14 protein-coding genes are annotated in these 17,673 nt (G+C 36.2%); 6 read left to right on the forward strand and 8 right to left on the reverse strand.

The window, feature by feature from the left end:
• The first annotated feature begins 200 nt into the window (after positions 1–200).
• Positions 201–1,196, forward strand: a complete 996-nt coding sequence (locus tag N4T20_RS03815; RefSeq protein ID WP_260671782.1) for an NAD(P)H-dependent glycerol-3-phosphate dehydrogenase — start codon at positions 201–203, stop codon at positions 1,194–1,196.
• Positions 1,197–1,399: 203 nt separating this feature from the next.
• Here the strand turns inward: N4T20_RS03815 and N4T20_RS03820 are convergent, their stop codons facing one another.
• The 4 genes from N4T20_RS03820 to N4T20_RS03835 form a co-directional block, all read right to left on the reverse strand.
• Positions 1,400–1,807, reverse strand: a complete 408-nt coding sequence (locus N4T20_RS03820) for a hypothetical protein (RefSeq protein ID WP_111365565.1) — start codon at positions 1,805–1,807, stop codon at positions 1,400–1,402.
• A 96-nt stretch (positions 1,808–1,903) separates the two neighbouring features.
• Positions 1,904–2,923 (reverse strand): phenylalanine--tRNA ligase subunit alpha, encoded by a 1,020-nt coding sequence (pheS, locus tag N4T20_RS03825; protein ID WP_260671783.1) that lies wholly within the window; start codon positions 2,921–2,923, stop codon positions 1,904–1,906.
• 84 nt (positions 2,924–3,007) lie between these two features.
• Entirely contained in the window at positions 3,008–3,457 is a 450-nt protein-coding gene (locus N4T20_RS03830; RefSeq protein WP_260671784.1) for a hypothetical protein, read from the reverse strand.
• A gap of 178 nt (positions 3,458–3,635) precedes the next feature.
• Positions 3,636–3,992: a hypothetical protein gene (locus N4T20_RS03835; protein WP_260671785.1), complete on the reverse strand. Its 357-nt coding sequence runs from the start codon at positions 3,990–3,992 to the stop codon at positions 3,636–3,638.
• A 243-nt stretch (positions 3,993–4,235) separates the two neighbouring features.
• Here N4T20_RS03835 and N4T20_RS03840 point away from each other — a divergent pair, with 243 nt between their 5' ends.
• A complete protein-coding gene (locus tag N4T20_RS03840) occupies positions 4,236–4,781 on the forward strand; it encodes a CvpA family protein (protein WP_260671786.1) in 546 nt (181 codons plus the stop codon).
• A 209-nt stretch (positions 4,782–4,990) separates the two neighbouring features.
• Here the strand turns inward: N4T20_RS03840 and N4T20_RS03845 are convergent, their stop codons facing one another.
• From N4T20_RS03845 to N4T20_RS03860, 4 genes are all read right to left on the reverse strand, one after another.
• Entirely contained in the window at positions 4,991–7,387 is a 2,397-nt protein-coding gene (locus N4T20_RS03845) for a glycoside hydrolase family 95 protein (protein ID WP_260671787.1), read from the reverse strand.
• 292 nt (positions 7,388–7,679) lie between these two features.
• Positions 7,680–7,811: a hypothetical protein gene (locus N4T20_RS03850; RefSeq protein WP_260671788.1), complete on the reverse strand. Its 132-nt coding sequence runs from the start codon at positions 7,809–7,811 to the stop codon at positions 7,680–7,682.
• 175 nt (positions 7,812–7,986) lie between these two features.
• Positions 7,987–10,224: a glycoside hydrolase family 3 C-terminal domain-containing protein gene (locus N4T20_RS03855; protein WP_260671789.1), complete on the reverse strand. Its 2,238-nt coding sequence runs from the start codon at positions 10,222–10,224 to the stop codon at positions 7,987–7,989.
• A gap of 189 nt (positions 10,225–10,413) precedes the next feature.
• Positions 10,414–12,420 (reverse strand): glycoside hydrolase family 97 protein, encoded by a 2,007-nt coding sequence (locus N4T20_RS03860; protein ID WP_260671790.1) that lies wholly within the window; start codon positions 12,418–12,420, stop codon positions 10,414–10,416.
• Between the two features lie 721 nt (positions 12,421–13,141).
• On the opposite strand from N4T20_RS03860, the gene N4T20_RS03865 reads away from it, so the two are divergent.
• From N4T20_RS03865 to N4T20_RS03880, 4 genes are all read left to right on the forward strand, one after another.
• Positions 13,142–13,858, forward strand: coding sequence for an NUDIX hydrolase (locus N4T20_RS03865; RefSeq protein ID WP_260671791.1), 717 nt, complete (start codon positions 13,142–13,144; stop codon positions 13,856–13,858).
• 35 nt (positions 13,859–13,893) lie between these two features.
• Positions 13,894–14,595: an NrtR DNA-binding winged helix domain-containing protein gene (locus N4T20_RS03870; protein WP_260671792.1), complete on the forward strand. Its 702-nt coding sequence runs from the start codon at positions 13,894–13,896 to the stop codon at positions 14,593–14,595.
• Positions 14,596–14,759: 164 nt separating this feature from the next.
• On the forward strand, positions 14,760–16,556 hold the full coding sequence (gene lepA / locus N4T20_RS03875) for a translation elongation factor 4 (protein WP_091494300.1): 1,797 nt from the start codon (positions 14,760–14,762) through the stop codon (positions 16,554–16,556).
• Positions 16,557–17,008: 452 nt separating this feature from the next.
• Positions 17,009–17,626, forward strand: coding sequence for a porin family protein (locus N4T20_RS03880; protein ID WP_260671793.1), 618 nt, complete (start codon positions 17,009–17,011; stop codon positions 17,624–17,626).
• Positions 17,627–17,673 lie beyond the last annotated feature (47 nt).

Here is a 17,673-nt window from a genome sequence, read left to right on the forward strand (position 1 = left end):
TTTTTTAAATTCATTAAAATTCTAATTTATAAATTGTTATAACGCACATCAGATGTTTTTATTGTTCGGCTTTAAAAATTTTTTTTTACCCATAAACTTCTTGACGGTCATTGCAATTAAAGAGGTTTGCCAAATTTCTTAAAGCAGTTTTTGCTTTATTAGCACATTATTAAGTACTTTTGTTTCAAATTAATAAAATAATGAGCGAAAAGTTAAAATTTGCAGTAATTGGAGGAGGAAGCTGGGCAACGGCAATTGCCAAAATGTTATGTGTGAACCTTTCGGAGATTGCGTGGTATATGCGTAATGAATCTGCAATTGAACATCTTCAGAAATACAAACACAATCCTAACTATTTAAGTTCTGTTGAGTTTGACACCAATAAACTTAAACTGACAAGCAATATAAACGAAGCAATTGAATATGCAGATTATATCATTTTTGCAATTCCATCAGCCTTCCTAGATGCCGAATTGAAAAACATGACGGTTTCTTTATCAGATAAAATCATTTTTTCTGCCATTAAAGGTATTGTTCCTGAAACGAGTTTAATCGTCGGCGAACATTTCCACATTCAATACGACATTCCTTATTACAATATTGGCGTAATTACAGGACCTTGCCATGCAGAAGAAGTTGCCTTAGAAAGACTTTCTTACCTAACAATTGCCTGCGGTGATCCTGATAAAGCTAAAACTGTTGCTAAATCGCTTTCAGGAAATTACATCAAAGCCAAAATTTCAGACGATATTATCGGAACTGAATATGCTGCAATGCTAAAAAATATTTATTCTATCGCAGCCGGAATTGCACATGGTTTAGGCTATGGCGACAACTTCCAATCGGTTTTAATGAGTAATGCGATTCGCGAAATGAAGAAATTCATCAGAAAAGTGCACAAAATGAAACGTAACATTAACGATTCGGCGTATTTAGGCGATTTATTGGTTACAGGATATTCCGTTTTTTCGAGAAATAGAATGTTCGGAAACATGATCGGAAAAGGATATACCGTAAAAAGTGCCATGATGGAAATGAGCATGGTTGCCGAGGGTTATTACGCAACAAAAAGCGCTTACAAGCTAAATCAAGGCTACGGAGCGAAAACCCCAATTATAGACGCTGTTTACGCTGTTTTATACGAAGGAAAAGACGCCAAAACGGTTTTCAAAAAATTGACTGAGTCTTTGGATTAATATTAGTAAAAAGAAGCAAGAAACAAGAAACAAGACTTATCTTAAAAATAAAAAAGAGCCAAACTGAATTTCAGCCTTGGCTCTTTCTCTTTCTTCTATTCCCAAAAGTCTTTCCTCTTGCTTCTTGCTTCTACTCCCAAAAGTCTTCCCTCTTACTTCTTTCTTCTATTCCTAAAAGTCTTCCTTCTTGCCTCTTTAAAACTCTACTTCACCATAATCCCTTCAACAAACAAAATCGGCACTTCTTCCGTATTGTTTTCGTCAAGCGAATTAGCTTTAAAAATAAACTTCTTATCGTACAGTGTATTTCCGATGAAGAATGTTACCATGAACTCATTATTTAGCGCTAAAAGGCTTTTTTCCACCAATTCGATCTTTACAACAGAAACTGAAGGAACTTCAACAAAAGCATGGCGCAGAATTGAAGTCTTTTTCATTTCCCCATCAATGGTCCCGAAAGCCTTTGAAACCACCATTACGCTGTCTAAGTTAAAATCACTGTCATTAACCAAATAAGCGTACCACACTTTTTCCATAAAATCATCGCTCCATTCCTGCACAGCGGCAAGAAATACGTTTTCAACTTCTGGAATTATTATATCTTTTTTCATATTAGTCAAAAGTCATAAAGCCGAAAGTCGAAAGTCCAAAACTGCAAAGTCATTTAGGAGACTTTCAACTTTCGACTTTCGACTTTCGACTAAAAATTAAATATTTGCTTTGAACTGCTCTAAGAAACGAACATCATTTTCATAGAACATACGAATATCTCCAATTTGGTATAAAAGCATTGCAATACGCTCTACTCCCATTCCGAAGGCAAAACCATTGTATTCATCTGGATTGATATCGCAGTTTTTCAATACGTTTGGATCTACCATTCCGCAACCTCCAATTTCTAACCACCCTGTTCCTTTTGTGATACGGTAATCAGTTTCTGTTTTTAGTCCCCAATAAATATCAATTTCAGCACTTGGTTCTGTAAATGGAAAATATGACGGACGAAGACGAATCTTAGATTTTCCGAACATTTCTTTTGTGAAATAAAGCAACGTTTGTTTCAAATCGGCAAAAGACACATCTTTATCAATGTATAACCCTTCCACTTGATGGAAAATACAGTGCGAACGTGATGAAATTGCTTCGTTACGGAAAACGCGTCCCGGAGAAATGGTACGAATTGGCGGTTTATGATTTTCCATGTAACGCACCTGAACAGATGATGTATGCGTACGCAACAGCACATCTGGGTTGGTTTGGATGAAAAACGTATCCTGCATATCACGAGCTGGGTGATATTCTGGCAAGTTTAATGCTGTAAAGTTATGCCAGTCGTCTTCGATTTCTGGCCCTTCAGAAACATTGAACCCGATATTGGCAAAAATATCTATAATCTGATTTTTAACGATAGAAATAGGATGGCGCGAACCAATGACTACTGGTTCTGCCGAACGTGTTAAATCGCCAAAAACTCCTTTAGATTCTTCTTTGCTTTCAAGTTCTTCCTGAATAACTCTTACTTTTTCTTCAGCAACAGCTTTTAAAGTATTGATTACTTGTCCAAAATCTTTTTTCTGGTCAACTGGAATATTCTTAAACTCATTAAAAAGTTCTTTCAATAACCCTTTACTGCCTAAATATTTAATACGGAATTGTTCTAACGATTCTTTATTTTTCTCATTAAAGGCTTTTGCTTCCTCTATATGCTGTTTAATCTTATCTATCATTTTCCTTCGATAATTGAGAGTACAAATTTAGTGTTTTTAGTTTAAAGTGTGCAGTCACAGTCGCAGTTTTAGGTTTTCTGTAAATTATTTTATCAGATTTAACTTTTCTTCAACTTGTTTAATCTTTAGATGCCAATAATCTAAACCTTCCTGATTGCTTACTATTTCCTTTTTATAATTAGAAGAAATACGGCTTAATTCAGGCCAGTTTTTATTCAAATCCCGTTCTTTCTCTTGTTTCGAAGAAGGTTCAACCCTGTTGCGCCAAAAGTCCATATTTTTAAGATAGCCTTTTTTGATCCCTTCAAAATATTCGATCAATTTTTCTTTTGAATTCGGAATATAGCCTGGACCGCTGCAGCCGCAAGAATGAAATGTAATGCCAACAGAAAACAGATTTTTAATATGTTCCCATTTTTTGATATCATCTTTTTTAGGCGATTCAAAATCCAGTCCCATATTTGCCATTAATTCTCCGCATTGCGGGCATTTGGCTTCAAAAACAGACGTTTCTCCTTTTTTTATATCAACCATCAATCTTCTTTTAAATGCTTTTCGGCAATTAAAACAAGCATAATGAGGCTTATAAGATGTCATGGCGTAGCGGCACATTCTTTTTTAATGGTTAGGCTTTTAGTATTCAGTTTACAGATTTTTTAGTGATCAGTCCCCCTACTTAGTCACAGTTTACAGCACTGAACACTAAAAAAATCTAATCAATAAGTTTTCTTTCTAAAAAATAATTCACAATGGCTTCTTTCATTAAAACCGACTGTTCACCTGCTTTTAACGATGGCAGCTGCTCTTTTATTTTGTAATGCGGCCAGCCTTCTTCGTCAAAGTATTCAAATTCGTAAAAACCGTATGGCTCCAGCAATCGGCAAATGGCAATGTGCATTAGGTTTAGTTTTTCGTCTTTCTTAAACTGGCGGTGCACTTTTCCAAATTCCTGAACGCCGATTAGGTAAATTATGGCATCCAAATCAAGGTCTTCGCCCTGCGAAAACTGATTGGAAAGCATATCAACGAGCTTTTCCCATCGCTCTTTTAATTGTGTATCTCTAGACATTGTATGATTTTAGATTGTTGATTTTAGATGTTAGATTACTTGAAAATCCAATTCTGAAGTAGCAGAATCGCAATCTGAACTCTAAATTTTGATTTGCAAAGATACAGAGTTCAATACATTGCACCTAAAAAAATAAACGCATACCAAAAGAGCTCTACAAAAAACCTTTGAACCTTTGCCTCTCTCCACCCCCGAACCTTAAAAAAAACATATCTTTGCGCCTCATTAAACACAAAACCAAACATGAGTTTTTTTGATATTATTGTGGCCGCGCTTTTAGGCTATAGTTTATATAAAGGCATTAAAAACGGATTATTTGTAGAAGTTGCTTCTTTTATTTCGCTGCTGTTAGGAATTTATCTTGCCATTAAATTTTCTTCCTTAATGACAGGAATGATTTCAAAACACGTTTCTTGGAATCCGACCAATATTCAAATTACGGCTTTTATCCTGACGTTTATTCTAGTAGTAATTGGAGTGTATTTCTTAGCCAAAATTTTAACGGGAATTGCCGATTTTGCCATGCTAGGCTGGATGAATAAACTTGGAGGCGGATTTTTCAGGGTTTTAAAAACCATTCTGATCCTGAGCATTTTTATTGCTTTGTTTGAGAAAATAAATTTCAACAACACTTTTGCTAAAAAAGAAACACTGGACAAATCTATTTTTTACAATCCGGTAAAAAAAGTTGCCGCTTTTGTTTACCCATCGATTGAAAAATGGTACGAAACGTTCAAGAAAGAACATTCTGAGCAACCAGAAGAAGAAAAAGAGCAGGCAGAAAAATAATAGTCATACCGTTTGAGTTGTCCTGAAAAAGCCTCAGCGAGGCAATATATTTATAGAAATTAAATAGTCCGAATGTAATAAGCCCCAACGGGGCGAAATGTTTATAGAAATCCGATTAGGCAAAGAAAAAGAGCTCCAGCGGAGTGACATATTTGATTGTGATGATTTTTATGCCGCTCCGCTGGAGCTTTATATTACAAATGTCTAATCTATAAATTGATTTCTATGCTTTCTCCTTTTTTCAAAACGATTTCTTTTTTATCGCCCCCGAAAATCAGAGTTGTTTTTCCTCCTGTTTTAGAAGAGATTACGGCGTGAGTTAGATTTTTATTGTTCCAAGTCATTTCAATTTCAAATCCGCCCCTTGCACAAATTCCTTTTACAGAACCTTCTTCCCAAGCATCTGGCAAAGCGGGCAATAATCGAATTTCGTTTTCGTCTGACTGCACTAACATTTCGGCAACGGCTGCTGCACCACCAAAATTACCGTCAATTTGAAATGGCGGATGCGCATCGAATAAATTCGGATAGGTTCCTCCTCCTCTTCTTGGTTTTTCTGTTTTCTTTCCGTCAGGATCGACATAGCGCAACAATTCACGAAACATTTTGTAAGCACGGTTTCCGTCCCAAAGCCTAGCCCAAAGATTGATTCTCCAGCCTTTTGACCATCCTGTCGTTTCGTCGCCTTTTATTTCCAATGTTTTCTTTGAAGCTTCGGCTAAGTCTGGAGTCTTTAATGGCGTAATATGATCGCCAGGAAAAAGTCCAAACAAGTGCGATTGATGGCGGTGTTTTGGTTCATTATCATCCCAATCAAAATACCATTCCTGCAGGTTTCCTTTTTTGCCAATTTGGTAGGGATGCAATTTTGAAAGCGCCGTTTCCAATTTTTTTCTCAAATCGGCATCTGTATTTAATACTTTTGAAGCTTTTATCGTTTTATCAAAACATTCGCGAATCATGGCTAGATCAGCTGTTCCTCCGTACAATGTTGCTCCTACAAAACCATCCGCCAATTTATATTGATTTTCTGGTGATGTTGATGGCGAAGTAATTAAGTTTCCGTTCTTATCGGTTACGAGCCAGCCCAAGCAAAATTCTGCCGCGCCTTTCATTAGCGGATAGCCTTCTTTTTTCAAATAAGCCAGATCTTGCGTAAACGTGTAATGCTCCCATATATGCGTACTCAGCCATGCTTGCGCCATTGGCCAGCACGCCCACATTGGATCTTCTTTTCCAAACTGCCCAACCGGATTGGTCATTGCCCAAATATCTGAATTGTGTGCAGCAGCCCAGCCTTTATCTACTCCATAAAAAGTTTTGGCTGTTACCTTTCCTGTTACCGAAAGGTTTTTAATGAAACTCAAAAGCGAAGAATGCATTTCGGAAAGATTGGTGTTTTCTGCCAGCCAATAATTTTCTTCCAGATTGATATTCATAGTATAATTACTGCTCCAAGGCGGATTTACATACGGATTCCAAAGTCCTTGCAAATTGGCGGGAACTCCCAAAGTCCTTGAAGAGCTTATTAACAAATAGCGTCCGTAATTGAAGTATAGAATTTCGAGATTTTTATCTTCTTTTCCGTCAGCGTAGCGCAGTAAGCGTTCGTCGGTTGGCAAATCTGGAGCAGTTGTTTTGCCTAAATCCAAATTGACGCGACTGAAGAATTTTTGATAATCGGCAATGTGAGATTCTTTTAATTTGTCGAATGGTGTTGCGTAAGCTTTATTCAGATTTTGCAAGGCAATTGAAACCTCGTCTAATCCTTCGGATGCTGGATTTTTATCAAAACCGTTAAAACTTGTCGCAACAGAAACATAGATTATGGCTTCTGTGGCATCTTTTAAAGTCAGGGTTTCTCTCGAACTTGTAATTATTCCGTCTGTTTTTTTAATTTGGACTAATCCTGTAAATCTTGTTCCTCTTTCTTTTAAACTCAAATATTTTGGCACAACATTATATCCTGCGTTTTCATGAATTGGCGCAGAACCCGTCAGAACCAAAATATTGTTTCGTACTTCAACATTTGATTTTAAAAGGCTTTTTAGATTAATATCAAAATTCAAAGCTCCTTTTTGATCGGCTGTCAATTTGATAATCATGACTTTATCTGGAGCAGACACAAAATATTCCCGAGTATATTTTATGCCTGCCATTTCGTAGCTTACTTTTGATACGGCATTCGAAAAATCAAGTTCTCGGTGGTAGTTTACGGCTTTTCCTTTCTCTGAATTATTGATTTCTAATGTTCCTAAAGGCGCGTAAGATTCGGAATTTTTTCCCTCAATTTTTTTATTTAATTCTTCTGCCAGTTTGTAGTTTTCGTTTTTTAAAGCTTCACGAACTGCCGCAACATTTTTGTATGCTTCGGGGCTCATATTGGCATTTACGGGTTCGCCCGACCAAAGCGTAATATCGTTCAGATAAATTTTATCTGAATTGGCGCCTCCAAAAACGGTCGCTCCCATTTTTCCGTTTCCTAAAACTAAGCTTTCTTCAAAGAATTCTGCGGGCTGTTTGTACCATAAAACATTTTTGGATTGCGCCGAAATGTTTGTGCTGCATGATGCGAGAAGTAAGATGAAAAATGTTTTTTTTATCATAGCTGGTTATCTTATCCTAAGAGTCCCGAAGCTTCGAAACTGTTAGGTATTTATTTTTATCTAAACTAATAAAAAAATCTAGTGATACCTAACAGGTTTTATCCCGAGACTTTGAGACTGTTAGGACAAAAACTTGTAATCAATCAGATGTTCCTATGGAACATTATTGTGGCGTTCATTTTTTCATCAACGGATTTCATCCGTTGCTGCCGATGAAATGTTCCTAGCGGAACATATATCGTTGTGGAATATCTAACTCTTTACTAGAGACTAAGTATTAATCACTGGAAAACTACTTACTCGCTTTGTATTTTTCATTAGCCGTCAGCATCTCCCAATTATCGGTTCTGAAAGGCGAAGCAGGGAATTTTTCTTTATTGAAAAGGTTTATTGCCGTGTCGTCGTCTGCCCAACCGTAACGCACTGATACTGGATTTTGAACTTTATCGCTTGAAACAATTAGGTTGCTGTCTTTTATGATCGCTTTCGCGGAATGAAAAACTTTGTCTGTGCCTGCAATTTCGAAATCGCTGTTAACATCAACGCCAGCTTTTATGGGCTGGCGTTGAGAGTTTGGTTATTTTATAGCATTAACTGGTTTATTTGATTGTTACATCAATTTTGAATTTTAAATTTCTAGAAGAGTTTCCTATATTCAAAGTATATTTTCCTGGCTCAACTGTCCATTTTTTGGAAGCTACATCGTAATATGCTAATTCTTTTACAGGAATTTTAATCGTTACTTTTTCAGAACCTCCAGCTTTAACAGCTACTTTTTTAAAACCTTTTAGCTCTTGTGCTGCACGAGCAATTTTAGAATCAGATTTTGAAGCGTATAACTGAACTACTTCTTTTCCATCTGTTTTTCCTGTGTTTTTAACCTCAACTGAAACTTCGATGACATCATTTTGAGCATAAGAATCTTTGTTAGATTTTGCATTTCCAAAAGCAAAAGTCGTGTATGACAATCCGTAACCGAAAGGATATAATGGCGCAACATTTTTGGTGTCAAACCAACGGTATCCGATCAAAATTCCTTCTGCGTAATTAACTGTTTTGTCTCCAGGGAAGCTGTTTGTTGCGTGCGCAGGAGAATCTTTTAAAGCTACAGGCATTGTCCACGGCAGTTTTCCTGACGGATTTACTTTTCCTAAAATCACATCGGCCAAAGCATTTCCGCCTTCAGAACCGTTGAACCAGCTCCAAACTAAAGCAGAAGATTTTTTGCTTACTTCATTAATATCAAATGGAGCACCCGCTACGATCACAACAATAGTTTTTGGATTAGCTTCAATTACTTTTTTGATTAATTCTTCTTGTCCAAAAGGCAAGTGCAAATCTCTACGGTCTGAAGCTTCTGTTTCGTAATCGCGATTTGAACCCGCAAAAACAATGGCAACATCTGAGTTTTTAGCGGCTTCTACTGCTTCTTGAACTTTTGCAGGATCTAATTGGTCGATTGTTACTGGACCATTAGCCGTAATGTTTCCTAAATTCCCTCTGTTTTTCTTATCGTAGCGTTCTAAATATCCTTCAGCATAATTGATTTTTACTGATGAAGGCAATCTGTTTTTAAGACCATCAAGAGGCGTAACTTCTCTTTTGGTTTTCACTCCGGCTCCAAATCCGCCCAAAGCATTTTTCTTTGTTGCATTGTTTCCAATTACTGCGATAGATTTTACCCCATCTAATTTTAAAGGTAATGCATTGTTTTCGTTTTTCAGCAATACGATTGCCTCAGCGGCAATTTTGTAAGCATCTTGATAATGCGCTTCGGTTGCGATGCTTCCTTTTGCACGCTCGCCTCCGCCCATTGCTTTCACTTGAAACAAAACTCTCAAAATGCGTTTTACGTGCAAGTCAATTTCTTTTTCTGAAACTTCGCCAGATTTAACTGCTGCAATTAATTTGTCTGCTAAGAAAAATTCATTGAAAGGTTTTGGCGTTCCCATTTCGATATCCAAACCATTTTTCAAAGATTTTGCTGTCGAATGCACCGCAGCCCAGTCAGAAACTACTACACCTTTGAATCCCCATTCGTCACGAAGGATTTTATTCAGCATATAATCGTTTTCACACAAATATTCTCCTCTAAATTTGTTGTAAGCGCCCATGATGCTGTATGCTTTTGCTTCTTTTACCGAAGCCTCAAAAGCTGGAAGATAAATTTCGCGAAGTGCACGCTCATCAATTTGCACATCTACAAAATCGCGATTTGTTTCCTGATTGTTTGCCGCATAATGTTTTACACAAGCCATTACATCTTTTTCCTGTAGACCAACGATTAAAGGCACAGCGATTTTTTTATTCAAAAACGGATCTTCCGACATATACTCGTAAGTTCTTCCTCCAAGCGGTGTTCTTACCATATTGATCGCTGGCGAAAGCAGCATATCTTTGTCTCTTGCGCGCAACTCTTCTCCTAAACTGGTTCCGAAAGTATGCGCCATTTCGGCATTCCAGGTTGCTGCCAAAGCGCCTCCTGCGGGATAATAGGTTGCAAAGTCATTTGTCCAACCAGCCGGAGCCCAATTGTCTCTTGAAATTTCTTCACGAACTCCCAGCGGGCCATCGGCCATTTTTAATTCTGGAATTCCTAAACGCTTTACGCCTGCGTTGGCAAACATACTGTTACCGTGAAGCATTCCGATTTTTTCTTCTAATGTCATTTGCGCAATCAATTTGTCGATTTCGGCATCATGATCTGTGCTTATTTCTTTTCCAACGTATTCTTCGGTCTGTACCGAATTTGAAGCTAATGTTTGCGCATCATTTTTACAAGAAGTCAAAAATGCAAAAACCAAAGCTGATGAAAGGAATATCATTTTGTTTTTCATGGATAGTTAGTTGTTTTGAATTCAAAGATTGATTCCTCACGCAGTCTTCAAATCCAGTTAATATTCTTTTATGTTTGTGGTTTTATCTCAAATTATAGTTTCGTCCGTTGTGTGAAATTATTTTAAACATATAAAACTAAGGATTAACATCTATTAAAGACGCAGTACGTCTCTATCGAAAATTAATAATTATATTTTTTTAAATCTCACTGCGCCACCTCCAGCACCGCCTAATTTCAATTGCAGTTTATCTGAAGCTTTTACTGTTTTCTTAGAAATTGCCACAGCTTCTGGATTATGTGTTTGATCTGTTCCTTCAGCATCTACATAAATCTGCGCTTCGTAAGTCGCTTTTGGATCTAAGAAAGATAATGAAACTTCTACATTTCTAGGTTTTTCATTGGTGAGAGTTCCCAAATACCAGTCGGCGCTATTTCTGTCTTTTCTTGCTGTTGTGATATATTCGCTAATTTTTCCTTCTAAGATTTTAGTGTCTTCCCAATCTGTCGGAACGTCTTTTAGGAATTGCAAAGCTGGTTTTCCTTCATAGTTTTCTGGAAGATCGGCCAACATTTGAATTGGTGAATAAATCGTAACGTACAATGCCAATTGCTGACCCACGGTTCCTTGAATTCTTTTTCCTGGGTAACCTTGTTTTACCTCAACATCAAAAATTCCAGGCGTGAAATCCATTGGACCAGAAAGCAATCTTGTAAACGGAATAATGCTTAAATGATTTGGCGGGTTTCCTTCGCTCCAAGCGTTATACTCTTGTCCGCGTGCTGCTTCTCTGGAAACCATGTTTGGAAAAGTTCTCCTTTCTCCCGTATCTTTTATTGATTCGTGGTATAAAACTGCCAAATCGTATTGTGCCGCTTTTTCTAAAATGTATCTGAAATAATTTACTCCAAACTGTCCGAAGTGCATTTGCTTCATATTCAATTTAGAACCTACATGGCCGATTTTTACCGTATGGATGCCTAGTTTTTTGTACAAAGCAAAACCTTCGTCGACTTCTTTTAAGTAGTTAATTAAGTTCGAACCTGTTTCGTGGTATCCTATTAATTCGATATTCTTTTTCTTTCCGTATTCAACCACTTTTTCTAAGTCAAAATTATCAGCGCTTTTTGTGAAGCTGAACATATGCATACGGTTTTCGTACCAACCCGGCGTCCAGCCTTTATTCCATCCTTCGATCAATAAATGGTGAAAACCTTCTTTTGCTGTAAAATCGATATACGTTTCGGCATTTTTGGTTGTTGCGCCTTGTTTGTCGCTTTCCCAGAAAGTATATTTTCCAATATGCATTCCCCACCATATTCCTAAATATTTGTATGGTTTGAAATAGCTGTTGGTATTTTTTAATTTGTTTGGTTCGTTTAGGTTTAAAACCAGATAAGAAGTGATTAATTCGCCTGGATTTTCTCCAATTTGAATGGTTCTCCATGATGAAGTAAACGAATCTTTCACGCGAACTTTTACGCCATCAGCCCAAGGCACTAAATCTGATTTTAATTCTGTTCCTTTTGTGTTTACCAAAGTCATACTTGCAAAATCATACAAGTTTGCTTCGTGGAAACTTAGAGCCAATCCGCTTTTGCTTTCGATTGTTAATGGAGTTAACACGGTATCTAGCGTACTTACAGGAGCATCTTTAAACAAATATTCGTCACGGTTTTCTCTATTGGCTGGAATCCACCAAGCTTTTCCATCTTCTTTAAGATTGAAAGTCGTTTTTTCATCCATGATAAAAATACTGTCTTTCACATTTTGTTTCGGATAAACATATCTGAAAGCGACTCCATCATCAAAAGCACGAAACTGAATCTGCAATTTTCTTTTGTTTCCTGTTTTTTGCTGCAAATCAACTACCAATTGATTGTAGTGATTTCTGATGTTTTTCTTTTCTCCCCAAACTTGTTCCCAAGTTTCGTCAAACGTTGAAGTTTTGGCTCCTTTAATTTCAAAGTTTGAACTTAAATCTTCATTTCCTTTCAATACAAATCCCATATCTGACGGAGAAATCACTTCAGTCTTTCCGTGAGAAACGGCATATTTAGGAGCATTTTTTACCAGCTCAAATTTGATTTTATTTTGTCCGTTTGGCGAAGCCAATTCGTAAGCGTTTTTCGTTTTTTGACTATAGCCAACTGCTATTGAAAACAGTACAGCCGGAAGAATTAGATAGTTTTTCATGTTTTTGGTATTATATTTTTTTCGCCACTGATTAAAAGATTATATAGATTTTAAAACTGTGACTATATTTTTAAACACATAGAAACATAGCTTATTGGAATTTTAAAAAGGCGTTTCACTTGTTTAAATTCACATAGCTTTCTATGTGTGGGAAACTAGTTTCTTTCTAATTTCTTTTATTCAAAACAAAAACCTCTGTTTCTATTTGTTTATTTTTTTTCTCGCAGAATTAAGCAGATTTTTATTTTAATCTTTTTTAATCCTTTTAATCTGTGGCTATTTTTTTTGCCACGAATTACACCAATTATCACCAATTCAATTTGTCCTTTTGCTTTGCGGTTAAGCGGTGTAATAAATAGTATATTTTCCGGCAAAGGGTAGTTTTGTTCTTTTTTACTTATGGTAAACTTGACCACAAGTGTAAAACAATTTTATATATTAACAAAATATTAGGTATATTTTTCTGCGATTCTGAGAAATCCTAACCCATTTTTAGCAATACTGTAAAATCATGATTAGAATTAAAATGAAAATTATAAAAAAATCAGTGTTTTATAAAATTGACAATCAGACACTTAAAAACAGCTCTCAAACAGGGCTTTTTCTGATCCATTTTTAAGCATCTGATTATCAAAAATTTGTTTAGTTAAGAAAAATATAAGCCTTTCAAAAAGGCTAATAATGATTTTATTTATTTAATTTGTCAAAATTTATCTCATATATGGTTGAAAATGTAGACGACAAAACTGCTCTAAAAAATGAAAACAGTCCGATGAATGCCGTTACGATTGACTGCGTCATTTTTGGTTTTGATAAAGGCAGCCTTGAAGTGCTTTTGGTGCAGCACGCCGAGGGTATCAGCAAAGGAAAATGGGGGCTTCCTGGGGGATGGATTTATAAAAAAGAAAGTACAGATAATGCTGCCCATCGTTTATTGAACGAACTTACTGGACTGGATAATATTTATCTGGAACAGCTGAAAGCATTTGGAGATCCAGATCGTTTTCCGCTTCGACGCGTTATCACAATTGGGTATTACGCTCTTGTCAAAAGAGAAGATTATAACATTAAAGCAGGTTTTACCGCTTCAGATGCGCAATGGTACAAAATCAATGAAATTCCCGATCTGATTTACGATCATAATGAAATTTTAGATTACAGCATAAAACATCTTAGAAATAAAGTTCGCCAAACGCCTATCGGCTTTAATCTACTGCCAGAAAAATTCACCTTGTTGCAGTTAATGCATTTGTACGGAGAAATTTTAGGGATCGAAATGGACAAACCCAACTTTAGAAGAAAAATTCTGCACATGAAACTATTGGTTGCTTTAGACGAAAAACAGCAGGACGTTTCTCATCGCGCTGCGCAATTGTATAAGTTTGATCCAGAAATCTATGAAAAATTAACTGAAAAAGGGTTCAATTTTGAATTCTGATTTTCAATATATAACAACAACACGACCATAATAAATTGACTGAAATAACTACCAATCATCATAAACCAGCTGTAGACGGAATCACGATTGACTGTGTTTTTTTCGGATTTAATAAAGAGAGTCTAGAAGTGCTCTTGGTTCAGCACGCACAAGGCGAAAGCAAAGGCAAATGGGGTCTTCTAGGCGGGTGGCTTCAGCTGGAAGAAAGTGCCGATGATGCCGCACAGCGTATTTTACAGGAACTTACAGGACTCGAAAATATTTATCTGGAACAGCTCAAGGCATTTACAGATCCAAAGCGTGTTCCAGAAAGACGTGTTGTGACTATTGGCTATTATACTTTGGTCAATCGTGAAGATTATAATATTAAAGCCAGTTTACGGGTGATTGAAGCAAAATGGTATAAAATCAATGAAATTCCCGAGCTGATTTTTGACCATAATGAAATTTTAAATTTCAGCCTTTTACAGCTTAGAAACCGAGTTCGCCAAGCTCCGATAGGCTTTAATCTCCTGCCAGAAAAATTTACTCTGCTGCAATTGATGCATTTATACGAAGAGATTCTAGGAATCGAATTGGACAAATCGAATTTCAGAAGAAAAATTCTGCACATGAAACTCCTCACGGCATTAGAAGAAAAACAAAAAGACGTTTCGCACAGAGCAGCAAAACTTTATAAATTTGATGACCAGATGTACAAAAAATTAACTGAAAAAGGGTTTAATTTCGAATTTTAGCCCCAATTTTAATTCACATCTTTCAACTATCGAAGATCAGCATTCCAGAATCCAAAACTTTGCGCTATCTTTGCGCCTTAATAACATCCTTTAAAGCAATTGCTTTAGTCTGTTTTTACACCCAAAAATACTTAAAACTCGTTTTAGAGAACTGATATATACAAATGAAGAAGATACGTAATTTTTGCATTATTGCACACATTGACCACGGTAAAAGTACATTGGCTGACCGATTACTAAGTGCTACACAAACCGTTACAGCTCGTGAAGAAAAAGCGCAATTGCTTGACAACATGGACTTGGAGCGTGAGCGTGGAATTACCATTAAGAGTCATGCCATCCAGATGGAATACAAATACAAAGGTGAAGAATATATCTTAAACTTAATTGATACTCCTGGACACGTTGACTTTTCATACGAAGTTTCGAGATCTATCGCTGCCTGCGAAGGAGCTTTATTGATTGTTGATGCCGCACAGAGTATTCAAGCACAAACGATTTCAAACTTATATCTAGCACTAGAAAATGACTTAGAAATCATTCCGGTTTTGAATAAAGTCGATTTGCCAAGTGCGAATCCTGAAGAAGTTAGCGATGATATTATCGATTTATTAGGATGTAAATTGGAAGATATTATTCATGCTTCAGGAAAAACTGGTTTTGGTGTAGAGAACATTCTTGCTGCCATTATCGAAAAAATTCCTGCTCCAAAAGGAAATCCAGAAGAGCCTTTGCAAGCTTTAATTTTTGACTCGGTTTACAATCCGTTCCGCGGAATTGAGGTAATCTTTAGAGTTGTGAATGGTGAAATCAAAAAAGGCCAGAAAATTAAATTCATGGCTACAGACAACGAATATTTTGCTGACGAAATTGGAACTTTAAAACTTAATCAGGTTCCTAAAAATGTAGTTTCGGCAGGAGACGTTGGGTATTTGATTTCTGGAATTAAAGAAGCTCGCGAAGTAAAAGTTGGTGATACCATTACAGACGCAAAAGTTCCGACAACAAATATGGTTGCTGGTTTTGAGGATGTAAAACCAATGGTTTTTGCCGGTATTTATCCCGTTGATACAGAAGATTACGAAGATTTGCGCTCTTCGATGGAAAAACTACAATTGAACGACGCTTCATTAGTTTTTACTCCTGAAAGTTCTGCGGCATTAGGATTTGGTTTCCGTTGCGGATTCTTAGGAATGCTTCACATGGAAATTATCCAAGAACGTTTGGAACGAGAGTTTGATATGACTGTAATTACGACAGTTCCTAACGTTTCGTATTTGGCTTACACGAAGAAACATCCAGAAACGCCAATCGTTGTAAACAATCCTTCAGACTTGCCAGAGCCTTCAAAACTTGACAGAGTTGAAGAGCCATTTATTAAAGCTACGATCATTACAAAAGCTGATTTCGTTGGAAACGTTATGAGTTTATGTATCGAAAAACGTGGTTTGATTACCAACCAAACTTACTTAACAACAGAACGAGTTGAGTTGAACTTTGATATGCCATTGGCGGAAATCGTATTTGATTTCTACGATCGTTTAAAAACTGTTTCTAAAGGTTATGCTTCTTTCGATTATTCTCCAATTGGAATGCGTACTTCAAAACTGGTTAAACTTGACGTTCTTTTGAATGCTCAAACTGTCGATGCGCTTTCAGCATTAATTCACGAGGACAACGCTTACAACATTGGTAAAAAAATGACCGAAAAATTACGTGAGCTAATTCCAAGACAGCAGTTTGATATTCCTATTCAGGCGGCAATTGGAGCTAAAATTATTGCTCGTGAAACGATTAAAGCACTTCGTAAAGACGTTACCGCAAAATGTTACGGTGGAGATATTTCGCGTAAGCGTAAACTTCTTGAAAAACAGAAAAAAGGTAAAAAACGTATGCGTCAGGTAGGAAACGTTGAGATTCCGCAAGAAGCATTTATGGCTGTTTTGAAATTGAATGACTAAGTTTTCTTTAGATAAAAGAAGAAAAAAACAAGAATATATACTAAACCCAATGACGAAAGTTGTTGGGTTTTATTTTTAGACTAGCTTCGGAGAAGCCCAATATTTATAGAACAGAATAGACATCTACAATATTTAAGCTCCAGCGGAGCGACATATGATTTTTTTACAATAAATATGTCGCTCCCGCTGGGGCTCTTTTTTTTCGTAATCGGGATTCTATAAATATTTCACCCCGCTGGGGCTTTTATCACAATCCAAAAAATTGTATAAAACACAAAAACGGCTCCAGCAGAGCGACATATCTGAGGGTGAAAAAATATCGTAATTAAAAACTTACAAATTATAAAAATATTAACTTAATCACTTGTTTTTTAACGCTTTCAGATAAATTCAAAGTTAATTTTAAGATAAAATTGTATTTTTAATCTTACAACTTTAAAAAATAAAAGATTATGAAAACCAAATTATCTGTTATTCTAGCGTTATTTACATTTTACTTTGCAAATGCACAGCAAGACCAAGTTGATTCAGAAATGAATTCTGCAAAAGGTATTACTTTTCAACATGGAGATATGTTTATAGAAGGTTCTATCCAGATCACTACTGGTGGAGATCGCGACTATTATGCTTTTAATCCCAAATTTGGATATTTTCTTAATGATAAATTTGCCGTTGGAGGACAATTGAGCTATTCTAGTAATAAAGTTGAAGCAACCGATGAAAAAACTAACATTTTTGGAATAGGTGGTTTCGCAAGATATTATGTATTGGAACTCGATAAAAAACGATTCAAAGCTTACGGAGAAGTAGGTTTGGGATACGGCAGAAATAAATACGAAAGTCCAATTACTGGTACAGATAATAGCAATAGTCTAACAGCCAATATCAATGTTGGTTTAAATTATTTCGTAACTAAAAACATTGCCGTTACTTTTACTCTTGCTAATTTATTATCATACAACAGTGTTTCTCCAGAAAATGGCCCATCATCTGACACTTTTCAATTAAACATCAATTTATTTGAAAACATCTTTGACCAACCAAAATTCGGATTATTGTTTAGATTTTAATACGTATCCAAGATTATACATAAAAGCTGTTTCAATTTGGAACAGCT

This window comes from Flavobacterium sp. TR2 (assembly GCF_025252405.1).
Lineage (GTDB): Bacteria > Bacteroidota > Bacteroidia > Flavobacteriales > Flavobacteriaceae > Flavobacterium.

Excerpts from the sequence above, each read along its gene's own strand:
- N4T20_RS03815 (WP_260671782.1), top strand. The coding sequence starts at position 201 with ATGAGCGAAAAGTTAAAATTTGCAGTAATTGGAGGAGGAAGCTGGGCA.
- N4T20_RS03820 (WP_111365565.1), bottom strand. The coding sequence starts at position 1,807 with ATGAAAAAAGATATAATAATTCCAGAAGTTGAAAACGTATTTCTTGCC.
- pheS (WP_260671783.1), bottom strand. The coding sequence starts at position 2,923 with ATGATAGATAAGATTAAACAGCATATAGAGGAAGCAAAAGCCTTTAAT.
- N4T20_RS03830 (WP_260671784.1), bottom strand. The coding sequence starts at position 3,457 with ATGGTTGATATAAAAAAAGGAGAAACGTCTGTTTTTGAAGCCAAATGC.
- N4T20_RS03835 (WP_260671785.1), bottom strand. The coding sequence starts at position 3,992 with ATGTCTAGAGATACACAATTAAAAGAGCGATGGGAAAAGCTCGTTGAT.
- N4T20_RS03840 (WP_260671786.1), top strand. The coding sequence starts at position 4,236 with ATGAGTTTTTTTGATATTATTGTGGCCGCGCTTTTAGGCTATAGTTTA.
- N4T20_RS03845 (WP_260671787.1), bottom strand. The coding sequence starts at position 7,387 with ATGATAAAAAAAACATTTTTCATCTTACTTCTCGCATCATGCAGCACA.
- N4T20_RS03855 (WP_260671789.1), bottom strand. The coding sequence starts at position 10,224 with ATGAAAAACAAAATGATATTCCTTTCATCAGCTTTGGTTTTTGCATTT.
- N4T20_RS03860 (WP_260671790.1), bottom strand. The coding sequence starts at position 12,420 with ATGAAAAACTATCTAATTCTTCCGGCTGTACTGTTTTCAATAGCAGTT.
- N4T20_RS03865 (WP_260671791.1), top strand. The coding sequence starts at position 13,142 with ATGGTTGAAAATGTAGACGACAAAACTGCTCTAAAAAATGAAAACAGT.
- lepA (WP_091494300.1), top strand. The coding sequence starts at position 14,760 with ATGAAGAAGATACGTAATTTTTGCATTATTGCACACATTGACCACGGT.
- N4T20_RS03880 (WP_260671793.1), top strand. The coding sequence starts at position 17,009 with ATGAAAACCAAATTATCTGTTATTCTAGCGTTATTTACATTTTACTTT.